At 39.2% G+C, this 12,522-nt stretch carries 9 protein-coding genes and 1 pseudogene; 6 read left to right on the top strand and 4 right to left on the bottom strand.

What is annotated here, in order from left to right:
* Window positions 1-149 precede the first annotated feature (149 nt).
* On the bottom strand, window positions 150-1,124 hold the full coding sequence (locus tag NLF99_RS04130; protein WP_254526822.1) for a hypothetical protein: 975 nt from the start codon (window positions 1,122-1,124) through the stop codon (window positions 150-152).
* A gap of 246 nt (window positions 1,125-1,370) precedes the next feature.
* Here NLF99_RS04130 and NLF99_RS04125 point away from each other — a divergent pair, with 246 nt between their 5' ends.
* The 4 genes from NLF99_RS04125 to NLF99_RS04110 all read left to right on the top strand — a co-directional run bounded on the left by NLF99_RS04125 (window position 1,371) and on the right by NLF99_RS04110 (window position 4,640).
* The gene (locus NLF99_RS04125) at window positions 1,371-2,315 is read left to right on the top strand and encodes an AvrD family protein (protein ID WP_254526820.1); all 945 of its coding nucleotides are present in this window, start codon (window positions 1,371-1,373) and stop codon (window positions 2,313-2,315) included.
* On the top strand, window positions 2,312-3,007 hold the full coding sequence (locus NLF99_RS04120; RefSeq protein ID WP_254526818.1) for an ATP-binding protein: 696 nt from the start codon (window positions 2,312-2,314) through the stop codon (window positions 3,005-3,007). The genes NLF99_RS04125 and NLF99_RS04120 overlap by 4 nt, the downstream gene beginning before the upstream one ends.
* Before the next feature lie 49 nt (window positions 3,008-3,056).
* Window positions 3,057-4,040, top strand: coding sequence for an AraC family transcriptional regulator (locus tag NLF99_RS04115; RefSeq protein ID WP_254526816.1), 984 nt, complete (start codon window positions 3,057-3,059; stop codon window positions 4,038-4,040).
* Window positions 4,041-4,277: 237 nt separating this feature from the next.
* Window positions 4,278-4,640, top strand: coding sequence for a hypothetical protein (locus NLF99_RS04110; RefSeq protein ID WP_254526814.1), 363 nt, complete (start codon window positions 4,278-4,280; stop codon window positions 4,638-4,640).
* Window positions 4,641-4,800: 160 nt separating this feature from the next.
* On the opposite strand, the gene NLF99_RS04105 is transcribed toward NLF99_RS04110, so the two are convergent.
* Genes NLF99_RS04105 through NLF99_RS04095 form a run of 3 tightly spaced genes read right to left on the bottom strand, consistent with a single transcriptional unit; the run spans window position 4,801 to window position 9,876 of the window.
* Window positions 4,801-6,162: a RagB/SusD family nutrient uptake outer membrane protein gene (locus NLF99_RS04105; protein ID WP_254526812.1), complete on the bottom strand. Its 1,362-nt coding sequence runs from the start codon at window positions 6,160-6,162 to the stop codon at window positions 4,801-4,803.
* Between the two features lie 10 nt (window positions 6,163-6,172).
* Window positions 6,173-9,367 (bottom strand): SusC/RagA family TonB-linked outer membrane protein, encoded by a 3,195-nt coding sequence (locus tag NLF99_RS04100; protein ID WP_254526811.1) that lies wholly within the window; start codon window positions 9,365-9,367, stop codon window positions 6,173-6,175.
* A 2-nt stretch (window positions 9,368-9,369) separates the two neighbouring features.
* A complete protein-coding gene (locus tag NLF99_RS04095) occupies window positions 9,370-9,876 on the bottom strand; it encodes a redoxin family protein (protein WP_254526809.1) in 507 nt (168 codons plus the stop codon).
* Between the two features lie 1,068 nt (window positions 9,877-10,944).
* Here NLF99_RS04095 and NLF99_RS04090 point away from each other — a divergent pair.
* Both NLF99_RS04090 and NLF99_RS04085 read left to right on the top strand, forming a co-directional pair.
* Window positions 10,945-11,232 (top strand): hypothetical protein, encoded by a 288-nt coding sequence (locus tag NLF99_RS04090; RefSeq protein ID WP_138089460.1) that lies wholly within the window; start codon window positions 10,945-10,947, stop codon window positions 11,230-11,232.
* 613 nt (window positions 11,233-11,845) lie between these two features.
* Window positions 11,846-12,250: pseudogene (locus tag NLF99_RS04085) on the top strand (RNA polymerase sigma factor); the annotation flags it as partial.
* Between the last annotated feature and the right edge of the window lie 272 nt (window positions 12,251-12,522).

Raw genomic sequence — 12,522 nt, 5'->3', positions numbered from 1 at the left:
AATCAAGATCCCCTTGTCTTAAATGCGATTGGATGTTTTGCAAATCAGTAATGAAATCCGTATATGAAGCTTTTTTGTATTCCAATATAGTTTGATGTCCGTAGACCATATTAATGTATCTATAGAAAGAGAAAATTCTGTTTATAAACCTACACTTTCAATTTATTTCTCAATTGATCGATCTTGGACTGAAATCCCTTGAAGAACTGAACTCTTTCACGTTCGGAAGTATGGCTCAAACAGGTAGATTTGGATAGCACTCCCTTAATGACCCTAAGATTGCTTTCCTGGAACCTCAAATCGGAGGTCATGATACTGTTTACGGTATACAGCTTAATGGAAGTAACGGATCTTTCGTTGACCATACTGACCATTTGGCTCGAACCGAAATCCAATGGGGTTATATAAAGTTCAAAAGAAGCGCCCTCAGCTTTTTCCTTTTCTATGGTATATTTTTCAAGTGTTTCTCTTAGACTTTCAAGTTGGTCCAAAAGCTTTCCAAGGGAACCAGGATCTGAAAAACTCCCAATATTTTCGTAATAGTCAAGAAGCCTTAGAAAAGGGTCTATCGTGTTTTCTGTCCAAATTTCTCTTGAGGATACACATTCGTATTCCTTTTTGAGTTCCAAGAACAGGGGTTCTATATAGTTCCTTTTCATCTGGTAGACAAATTCCTCAAACTGCATCTGGTGATCGATATTTCCCATCCATTGAGACCAAACGTACAATTTAAAATATGTAAGATCGGGAAAGGCCATTAAATGGAAAATCGGAATGTCATCCGCACAGAAGATGATTTCCCTTTTCATTGCAGATCTTGTTTCGACCATGGACCTTATGATGCCATTTATATAGTTCCGATAATTTTCAATATCATTCACATCAACATCCAAATAACGAAAATGGACATATTCGCCCTGCCCATGAAATATTTCGCCAATATCGATCCCGAAATGATCTAAAAGCATCCCTACCTGCTCCATATCCAAAGGAACCTCTCCCCGTTCCCTCCTGTAAACTGAAGCATGGCTCATGTGAAGAACACTTGAGACCTCTTCGACCCATTTTTTGGGACCAAAAACTTTTCTCTTGATGGTTTCGAACAATTTGGTCTGTTTTTTCATAATCAGCTATTTTAGTTATTACTGGAAATTTCAATTTATCTGTTCTTGATGTTCTGAACAAAATTTTACGTCTATAGATAGAGTTTAACGAAAAGGCCCCGTTTTTTATGAATATCATAAATAAAAACCAATGGTTTTCCCTAAAGTTACGAAACCCGTAAAAAATAAAACATTCTTTACGGGAATAGAACAATGATTATCCATTTGAGCATCTAGATTTACAATATGGACAAATCATAACATATCATGGAAAAATATTGCACAGAGATTGACAGCTATTTGGGAAACGGAAATTCAAGGTATTTTTCTCAAGGGTTCAAACATTTTGAATTTGATCTGCACACGGTTAGATTAACAGAAGATGGTTTTACTTCAGTGATTGCTGCATCATATAAGGGGCCGGGCAGGCCACGTCAGGAAAATCCCCATTTGGGCAGCATGGAATATTCCGCAATTGCACTTTATTTAGCTGAAGTACATATGGTGAAAATATCCAGATTGACGAGATCCGAACTCGCCAGGGCATTTCCAAGAGATTTCCAGGTCAAGATCAATAAAGAGATCACAATTGCTTCCAATCCTGAAGAGATCTGTGTGGAATGCCATCAATTGAGTTCCAAGTTGACACTGGATTCACTTAACGGGAGGCTTACGGTACTTGTTGTAAAGATCGGAAGGACGACCTGTAGGATCACTTTGGACCACCCGGGCCCTTCCCAGGTAAAGCTCAGGGAAAATGACTGGCCGATCCAAGATGGAACGATGTACAGCAGATCCTATCGAGATAGAAATACGGAAATATCAGAAATTAAAATAGATGAGAGTCAAGAAAAGATTTCCTGTGTCATGCAACCCACACCAACTCTTTTTCAAGAACTGAGCGGTCTGGGAACTTCATTTGACCATATCATATTGACAGATCTTATAGGGACTACTGGACAACTTATGCAGGTCCTGCTCTTTAGGTTATTGAAGACTGAAAGGGAAAAATGTCCGAATATTTGGCTGAGGTCAATGGATATCAAATTTGAAAGACCAGAAAAGAGGGAAAATTACAGGGCTAAGGTCAACCTTTCTGATAGAAAGATGCTCAAAATGGGAGACCATACATACCATTCGTTTTCTGTCATAAGTAAGATTGCAAATATGGATGCGAGGTTCAATGTTTGTCACAAAATTGCCTACTTATGAAGCGGATAGCTATCAGTGGAACCTACTGTACGGGCAAGACCACATTAAGCTTGGCTCTATCCTTCGCAACAGGGATTCCTTCAACACATGCACCAACCATGCGTGAAATCTTACCTGATCTGTTTCCCCGGAAGAATCTTAAACAGTGTTCCTATCCTGAATTATTACGATTGGGCATGGAGCGTTTCAAGAATAGACTGGAAGCGGAAAGTGGATTAACCACAGGTTTCATCAGTGACGGCTGTCCTCTGCAGGAATGGCTCTATGGGAGCACTCGTTTGGTTACTGGAGCTTATCCCAATGAGAACAAGTGGTCGATGTTATGGAAGAAAATAAAGAACTACAGACAGTACAGAGATTTTGAATTGCTGATGAGAGGTTTTGAAGGTTTGGCAAAGACCTATACGAAAAACAATTACGACCTCTTTTTTCATCTTCCCATTGAATTTCCATTTGTTGAAGATGGACACCGTCCGACTTCTGAAAGATTCAGGGAGGAATCTGAAAGGATGCTCATAAATACTTATCGAACCCTTAATATTTCCCCGATATATGTCACCGGAACATTAGAAAATAGACTGAGTATAATTTTAGATCACCTTAATATAGTATCTAAGATAACTGTGGAAGAAGCGATAATGCTTTCATTAAAAGTGAAAAAAGATCAATTCGATCGTATAGCCCTGGAGTAGGGCTGGCCCCCCATCGCTTGGATAATCTGGAAATTAAAATGAACGTATCATGAAGTTTATACTTACCCTGCCAGAAAGAACTTCCAAAGAGCTTCTGCTCAAAGGAATCGTAGACACAGTACTGATGCCCCTGCCGTGTTCAGAGTACATCTACTTAAAAGGAAAACGTTGTCAGATAAAATTGGCAAGCTTTGATAAGGACTGCCTGTTGATAGAACATTATATCATTACCTCAAAAGAAGGTTATTCATTGACAATACAATCGACCACTAATGTATATGTCCTTCTGATGCTCATGAAAGGTTCGATTGCATATTCTGAAAAAAATGGTGCGAATCCAATATACCTTAAGGATGGTGAAACCATATTATTATTTGCACGCCAGGATATCTATAATATCATCTTTCTTGATCAGGAGATGGAGCTGTATACCGTTAGTATACTTGACTCGCTTTCTCCAATGCTCTTTCATAGGAACCGTCTGCTGCTAGATTTTGTTGCAGGTTCCAACAATAAAAAAATCAATGGAATGAAGCCTCAAAAAATGGACAATTATTTCATCATGTCCTTAAAAAGTTTGCTAAAAGTTCCGAAAAACTCCAACTCTCGTTACATACATTATCTTTTGGTCCGTTTCTCCAATTTATTATCAGCTTACAAAGGATTGCACGGTAAATACAATATCCATCGTACAATAAAAAAAATCAATCAGGTTCAAAGTGACCTCTTGAAAAATTTAGCAACGGCCGACACACAATTCGTCCAAAGGTTAGCCAGAAAAAACGGTTTGACCATCTCCAAAATGGAACGTCTGTTCAAAGAAAGGTATGGAACAACCGTCCGAAAGTTTATCCAAGAAAAGAAGCTCGAGTTGATCTCCGGTCTATTGATAGACACTGAAATATCCCTTTTGGAACTATCGATAATGTTTAAGTTCAGTTCCATCAGTGCAATGAACAGAACTTTCAAAAAACATTCAGGAACAACGATGGGCAAGTTCCGTTCCCATCATAGAAATCTACACATTTCGTAAAAGTAAAAAAATATTACGCACCAGATATGGTTAACATCAAATTTTTATCCTGTTTACTTTTGAAATAGAATGAACAAAGGAATAACGAAACATGTTGAGCATACCGACACATACCAGAAAATTTGCAATATTCCCGAGTAAGGGTTTATGCGGATCATTCTGATTTGTGTAGACCCTTCCATTGGAGAAAAAAAAGCCATTATTATATGGCCCTGGAAAACCTTAAACAATTAAAACATGAAATTAAAAAATAAAAATAAGATCACAGTTCTTGGATTGGGACTGTCTCTTTGTGCTTTATTATCAATAGCATTTGCCCATTCAAATAGGATGGATGCAGAAATCTCAACAACTTCGGACGCCTTGCCTTTGGTCTGGTACTTTAATGGAGACGATCCATTAGAGCCTTCAGACTATACCCTGACATCCGGTTCATGTGGCGGAACTCCCCAAACTGTATGCACCATTGAAGCTCCAAATAATGGAGGACAACCTATGTTGGGCACCAGTCAGACTGCGGACATTGAGGACGCCCTGGAATCCATCGAAAACAATAAGCCTACAGCAAACGGCACCGTTAAATCGTTCAGAAGTCATTAAATTTCAAAATTGCCTAATTCTGAGCGGGCTCACACCTTTAAAAGGTTTGAAGTAATCAATTAAAACAGCGGGACTTTGGCCTTCAGGGTTGATCTAAAGGCCAAAGCCCTGCTATTTTTGTTAAGGTGAAGATAGGTTGCCTACGAACATAATAAAAATTTTATCTGGGATTCTGTTCCATCCCTGAGAATTCAATCACCTTCATAGGAATTAAAAATGTATAGCGCAGATCTCTCGGTGGTAACAAATATTCTTCACCGATGTTTGGAAATCTTCTTCTAATGACGGTTTCAAAGCGGGTTTCTTGATTCAATCTTCTCAAATCACCCCAACGGATTCCTCGGAACATCAACTGTTTTCTTCTTTCTGAAAGAACCATCGACAATAATCTTTCCGAAGAGTCGGATTGGATCCTCTGGAATTTTCCTTTCTCCCATCTTTTTTCCAACAGGGTATTCAATGTGGTCAAACATTCATTTGTTTTACCCAACCTGGCTTCGCATTCAGCTTTTATAAGGTAGACCTCATCTGTGGCCAAGCCTGCGAAAAGGTTTCGTTGATTGGCTGAATACTGACCTTTGAATGCCATATATCCGTTCTTTTTAGGTTCAAAAAACAGTTTCTTTCGCAGATCATCCTCTTCAAAAAGATCGTAAAGTAACGTATCGACATTGGCCAGGGCCTGTGTAATTAACCTCCCTGCACTTACATTATGCGCATAATATATCAATTCTTTATTATTCAGGGTGAAAGGATTTGAAGGGCTGGAGTCAAGCTCGTTGTAATCCAGCAGATTGGGATGGATTTCCAGGCTTTGCTCAGCTGCGGTTAGGGCTTTTTCATAGTTCTGCATACTTAAATAAACCTTTGCTTGAAGGGCATACGCAGCATCTAGACCGGGTCGGGTAATGCTGGCTGATTTTTTTGGCAGAAATGAAATAGCCTTGGATAAATTATCCAAGATGTATTGGTATGTTTGTTCCACCGTTACTCGAAAGGAGGTAGCATTGAGATCCGATGACTCACGCAAGGGAAGTCCGGGTCCATCGTTATCGGTACTGGATTCATAAGGCCTGCAGAACAATTGGCTAAGATGGTATAGTCGAATTGCTCGAATAAAATGGGCCTCACCCCTGAGGTCGTTAATGGCGGATCTGTCTTTGCCATCAGACTCCAAGATATCAAGGGATTCCAACGCAACATTCGCTATAAGGATTGCCCCATAAGATTCGTTCCAGGTCAGGGGATCTTCCGTCGTTGCACTTCCATCCCAAATGTAAAGCATTTGGTCATCGACAGGTTTTGATTGCCAAGTCGTAAAATCAACAAAATAATCATCACCCGCCAAATCCATCAATCCAGGGAAATTATCGTTGATTTCAGATTGTTGGTCCAAAATTGCCCTAACATCAGAAATGTTTTCGGGAATAGCGATCGATTGGTCAGGCTTGATATCCAGAAAATGATCGCAGCTACATAATATAATGAGCATGGATGCAAATACTAAAAAATGTGTTTTCATATTCATCGGATTAATACAGTAAACGGACAGAAAGGCCAAAATTTCGTGAAGCCGGAATTGGATAATTTTCTGGGTCGATACCTTTTTTATTTCTTTTCCAAAGCACACCGACATTGTTAACTTGTCCAGTTATGGTCATGTTAGTAATTTTGTTGCCCAGTTTGATATCCAAAGGATACGAAAGGCTGATGTCCTGTAAGCGGATAAAATCAGCTCGAATAATATTAGCTTCCGATTCTGCATAAAATTTATCCCTATTCGTATTGGCCGGATATTTCATGCTCGGAATGGTCGTTTCCGATTCATCCCCAGGCTGTCGCCATCGATCCTCAAAATCCGGATGCCCGACATAGGAATTGAAGAGCGCACTGTAATTAATGGTCTCGCTTTGTTTGAAGTGACCGAATTTATATGAAACCAGAAATGACAGTAGAAACTTTTTGATTCCAAGTGCATTGCGCCAGCTCCCGAAATAGGGTGCCATTGATGATCCAAAATAGTGCAACCTATTGACCGAATCTGCGAGCAGCTTTCGGTAGTCGATTGACGGTTCATTATTCAAAAACCCCTGGGGATCTCCAGTTTGTGCCTCAAGACCCGCAAAACGATAGGCAAAGACCGGATAGGGACTCAGCCCTTCCCGTGGGTTCATCCTTTTTCCTGTGTTCGATGTGTAAAATGAAGCTCTTTCGGATGCCCCCTGATAGTCTGTTACCTTCGAAAGATTTTTTGAAAAATTCAGCGTACTTGACCACGTTAGGACCGAAGAGGCTAACCTTACACCCAGTTCCGCATCATATCCACTTCCTTTCATTCTCCCAATATTCATGGTCGCTCTGGAAAATCCCTTGGTTGGATCCATGTAATTTTCCGAGAGAAGGTCGGTCGAATGCTTTACAAAATATTCGAAGGAACCTTTCAACAAACCCTTGAATATCGAGAACTCCATGCCAATGTTCTTCATTCCCACATCTTCCCACTTCAAATTTGCATTCGGAAGTGAGGTGACCTGTGCCCTGGGGTAGCTATTGATCCATTCCGTGCTGGGGCTTACATATCTTAGGATTGGTCTTGTTGCCGAAATTCCACCGGCGTTTCCACTGTGACCATAGCTTCCTTTGAGTCGCAGCGACTCCAGCCAACTCGCCTCCCCAAACCATGGTTCCCGATGCATGTTCCATGCAAAACCTACTGACCAGAGCGGGTTCCATTTATTATTTGTATTGACACCAAAAACATTGGATGCATCCCTCCTGGCTGAACCGCTCAGGGTGTATTTACTTTGGTAGGTATAGGAGGCATTGGCAAATACAGATACAAATCGATTATTGAATTCTGTGATTGAGTTCCCATATTGGATCCGCTGGCTTCCCAGCAGACCGTCATAGGTCGGGAAAACAGTAACATAATCAACAGGCTGGGAGGTTCGCAAATCTTCATTGTAACCGTACACTCGAGAAGCAATCGTCTCCCGTCTCGTTTGGCTGAATTCCATTCCAATCAGACCATGGATTTCATGGTTTTCGTTCCAGGATTGATCGATTCGGACCATTCCTCTGCCCTTTTGACTTCTCATCGATCCACTGCCCTGATCTAAAATGCTACCCTGAGGAATGGCATTTGTCAATCCCTGACCCATCATGTTACTATAGGTGTTCACCAAGTCCCTCACATAATAGGAATTCGCGCCATAAAGCATATCGCTTCCATCCTTTTGATTTTCCAATCCGTACATCAGTTCGGTCTGCAGCCAAGTAGTTGGTTTCCATTGTATGGATAGATTTCCAAGAAAATGGGAGGAAGGAGTCCTACCAAGTGATCGGTCAAGTTCCATTAAGGGATAATAATTCCAATCCAATAAACCAGTCCCCTGTTGCATACCTAAATAATGTTGGTTGTAGCCTTTGGGAACAGAAAGAAAATTTCCGTTGACGTCAGCCAGCTCAGCATAGGGATATAAATAAGAACGTCCCCCACCAATCCTAAGTGGGAAATCCTCCCCCTGGAGCATGAACTGTTCTGTTGAATGGGTCTGATCCAAGGCTAAACTAACAATCCAATTGGGACTGGGCGCATAATTGAGCTGATTGCTTAGTGTAATCCGATTTGAACTTTCATTTACCTTGTTGCCAATAATTTGATGGTGCCCAATTGACCCGCGATAATTGAGCTTGCTTAGTGATGATGATATCCCAAAGGTAGTTTCCTGAAGAAAAGGATTACGAAAAAGATGCTTATAAAGTTCATCTCTATAATCTTTGGTCCCCAACCTCTTCAATTCTTCCTGTAAGACCTGATCTGTTAGCTTCCCGCTCCGATGTTCAGCCAGTAGATCGACAACAGGTGAAATAATGGTATACTTGTTAGAAAGTGGATCCAATAGACCATCATAGAAGCCTTCATCAAACAACATCCTCTCCACGTTAATAAATTCTGATGATTTTAAGCTAGGATATGCATAGATATCTGGTTTGGATGAAATACGTGTTCTGGATTGCAAGGTCATTTCGGCCTTTCCAGCCCTTCCCTTTTTACGCGTAATGACCAATACCCCATTGCCTGCCCTTGCCCCCCAAATACTAGTAGCAGAGGCATCTCGGAGCAATGTTACCGATTCTATATCATTAGGATTGATGTCTTCAAGATCGCCTTCATACGGAAAATTATCGACCACTACTAGCGGTTTGCTCATCGCCAGATCAAACGAGCTAAGCCCTCGAACATGGAGATCGGTTTCACCATGTCGAGTTTCAACTTGCAAACTGGGCATATACCCCCCAATACTCTCTATCAAATTCGTGCCGATTCTTTGGGTGATATCGTCTGCTGAAATTTTAGCAAAACTTCCGGTAGATCGCTCCTTAGGAAGCGATTCGTATCCGGTATGAACTATTTTGATCTCTTCAACGGCAATTAAAGAATCTGCAAGAACTATTACTATACCTTCCATTCTTCCCTTAAATGATATGAAGGAATTTTTAAACCCTTGTTTGGAAACCATAAGTTTTCCTGACTCGATCGGACTATTGATTGTAAATTGCCCATCTTTTTCCGATTTAACAAGCCTTGGTTTTCCCAATATACTCACTGTAGCACCTTCGATTGCCAATAAGTGCTTATCCAGGACCTGCCCTTGTAAAATCGTCTGGGCTAAAACTTGATTATGTGCCAACACAAGTATTAACCATACTATTAATATTCTCATGATCAGTCGATATAGGGTGAAGAATAATTCCGGTCCAGCAGGTTCCTGAAGGTGATCAATTGTACATATCCAGCCGAGTTGATCCATACATATTGAGGATAGCCCTTTGATGGAAACAGCGATTGAAGATATTCATCTTCAACGATGCTTGTAAAATTGGACTTGGTGATTCCGAAAGACTTAAAAAAAGGCTCTTCAATCTTCTCTTGAAGGATGGAAAGGTTATCGTAGCTTTTTAATGGGTTGACCATAACAACGGCCAACCGGTCTTTGTACTTTTCCTTAAAGTGGGAAATCTCGTTTTGGTGTTTCAGGCAGATGCTGCATGTTGTGGACCAAAAGTCAAGGATCAACAGCTTCCCTTTGAACTCTTTTAAGGTAATTTCTCGCGTTTGTCCATTCTCGAATAGCAGGTGCTTTATTTCCCAGAATTCTGGGGGAACCTTCTCTCCGACTCTCAAGATTGGCAAATACTTTACATCCGTAGACGCAGGCTCTATAGAAGACACCTGCGCCTTGACCGGACAACTAAACAATATATGAAACAATAGTATTACCCCACTTAATAGAATTAATGGGGCTTTGGGAAACCAAAATTCGAGATTAATAGTTTGTTTAGATCGGGTTATGGAACCTAATCTATATAAATTTGGATCTGTCATAATTAATAGGTTAAATCGGAATTACAAATTCAATAATGCGTTTGGAGATTAAAACAGTACAGCTGAAAACCAACAAGATGCATTTCAAGGCATGGAACAATAGTCCTGATCAATACATCACTTTAGCTTCAGTAAAAACAAAAAGAACCGACCTTCACTCCTATTTAAGGAGTAAACCATAACACAGTCCGCTTGGGATAGTGGAAAAGAATAGTTAGATTTATTGTGTCAGAATATAATAAAACTACCGATCCACTTATTTCCTCACAACCATGCGCTGTCAGTTTATAGAAGGTCGGTTAAGAAAAGAGGTAGAAAAGAAAATTTCCCATTGGGATTATTACCACAGGGATTTTTAATCTCTTGCATATTTGGTGTTATGACTTTTATAAGCCATAAGTACCCAAATCCACCCTTTTCCTTAAAGTTATATTCTATTCAGGACTGCAAAAAATGTTCTTTGTTTGTTGTTTACGAGAAAACCGGCAACTATAATTCGGAATCTTATTGGTGCAAATTTTCTTGGTGGTTGTAAATCGTACCATAATTTTTTTGGTTTATGATAACGATGGGCACTCTTGAAACTGAGGAAAATGACTATTGGAACGAAAACCAAAAAGACACTCCAATGCTCAGGTCGAGGTACCGCTAGGACCACCTTGATCAATCAAGGTTCCACAGAGACTGACATGGAGCGCCTTATTGGCTCAAATATATAAATATAATTTGAATCCAATAATAAGGCGACACCAAGTTCAACTCATAAGGAAAATAGCGGTTTTCGACTATGAGTGACATCGTTGCTAAAGGATTTCCTTTAGTAATTGTCGCTTTAATAAATAACTCTTACAAAGATAAGTAATTATTCTGATTTGACCGCTAAAGCGGACAAGTTTTTTTTAAAAATTTTTATTGATGAAATTTAAAGATGAACAAAATGTAGATTTTGAAAATGAATTATTGAATTTTATTAGAATCAAGTTTCTAGAACCAATCAAAATTAACGGGAATAAACCGACTATCCGGCAATATGAAGATCTTACATCTATTGGTAGAACAACAATCACAAAATTAACTAAAAGTCAAGGATATGATGTGCCATTCTCAACTATTTTCAAAATTTGCAAATACGCCGAAATCCCTCTTTCTGATTTTTTTTCACAATTTGAAGAGTATCTACGAACTAAGTATTCTAAGAAATAGCTTTAATTAATGAATCTAACAAATAATATTTTAGGAATTTTTCTTACGTAAGATAATTCTTATCATTATAATGCATCCTATAACTTATCAACGATGAAGTTTGGTCAGAGAGCGTTATTGATATTCCAAAAGCAAAAAGTATATAACTTCCGGCTTTTTAATAAAACCTTCTGAAGGAGGTTTACTACCGTAAGAGTTATATTACCGATATTTTTAATGTCCTGGATAGTGGATTCAATTAACACAGGTATATCTCCGTTTATTATTTGCGAATAGCTAACTTTCTGACCTCTGAATAAATCAATAGCAATTAATTATGCGAAATTAGGTGCGACTAATGCTAAAGAAAAGGAAAAGTATAACAGTCTAATTGGCGATATCAAAAGCTTACCTGTGTAACTTTTTCAAAGGTTAGAGCTTTGATAAATGTAAATAAGTAAGGAACAGATAAGCGGGCGTCAAAATAAATTCGACGCCCGCTCTACCCTTCACCAAAACTATTTGGAATAAAGCACTAACTTATGAAACGTAAATGAAAAAAAATACTGATGAGCATTTTGAAAATAGAATTAATAATTTAAACTTTTAGAATAAAACGGGGAAGTCTACCGATCTCCTCCAGGATACCCTCATGAAGGTCATTCGATATCAGGAAAAATTTGAGGAAAGCACAAATCTTTTGGGCTGGATCTATACGATCATGAAGAATATCTTCATTAATAGGTGCCGTAAAAATGGAGTGGAAAGAAATTACGCATCAACCGTCCTCCCCGCTTCTGACCCCACAAAACAGCAGAGCCAAAACAAAAGTATAGACAATTTTTTGGGTCAAGACATAGATTCAGTTCTAATGTCGATACATGAAAAATATTATCTACCTTTCATAATGTTCTTTGAAGGTTATAAATACTATGAAATAGCAGAGCACTTAGGCATACCGGAAGGTACCGTCAAAACCCGAATACACAGCGCTAGAAAACTTTTGCAGGAAAAACTTAAAAGCTATAGATTTTCTTAACTTATATAGAGTATAGGCCCTAAGATAAAACTTAGGACCTCTTTCCGCTAAAAATATTCTCTATGGGAGGGGTAATTTCTATTAAAATAGAAAAAATTATTAATTGACCGCCATATAAAATACTTTTGATTACCGTAAAATAAATTTAGCACTAGAGAGTCCCAGAGATAGCCAAATAAGACCTGGCTCTTGTCTGCAGTCCCCTTCTATATATTCAATTCGGGATAATAAAAAAAATGTGCCACCTATAGTGGGGATATAGGTGGCATGGG

The sequence above is a fragment of the Sphingobacterium sp. LZ11T8 genome, from assembly GCF_024261425.1.
GTDB lineage: Bacteria > Bacteroidota > Bacteroidia > Sphingobacteriales > Sphingobacteriaceae > Sphingobacterium.
The sequence above is the reverse complement of the archived record's forward strand: the minus strand, read 5'-3'. Positions and strand labels throughout refer to the sequence as shown.

Excerpts from the sequence above, each read along its gene's own strand:
- NLF99_RS04130 (WP_254526822.1), bottom strand. The coding sequence starts at position 1,124 with ATGAAAAAACAGACCAAATTGTTCGAAACCATCAAGAGAAAAGTTTTT.
- NLF99_RS04125 (WP_254526820.1), top strand. The coding sequence starts at position 1,371 with ATGGAAAAATATTGCACAGAGATTGACAGCTATTTGGGAAACGGAAAT.
- NLF99_RS04120 (WP_254526818.1), top strand. The coding sequence starts at position 2,312 with ATGAAGCGGATAGCTATCAGTGGAACCTACTGTACGGGCAAGACCACA.
- NLF99_RS04115 (WP_254526816.1), top strand. The coding sequence starts at position 3,057 with ATGAAGTTTATACTTACCCTGCCAGAAAGAACTTCCAAAGAGCTTCTG.
- NLF99_RS04110 (WP_254526814.1), top strand. The coding sequence starts at position 4,278 with ATGAAATTAAAAAATAAAAATAAGATCACAGTTCTTGGATTGGGACTG.
- NLF99_RS04105 (WP_254526812.1), bottom strand. The coding sequence starts at position 6,162 with ATGAAAACACATTTTTTAGTATTTGCATCCATGCTCATTATATTATGT.
- NLF99_RS04100 (WP_254526811.1), bottom strand. The coding sequence starts at position 9,367 with ATGAGAATATTAATAGTATGGTTAATACTTGTGTTGGCACATAATCAA.
- NLF99_RS04090 (WP_138089460.1), top strand. The coding sequence starts at position 10,945 with ATGAAATTTAAAGATGAACAAAATGTAGATTTTGAAAATGAATTATTG.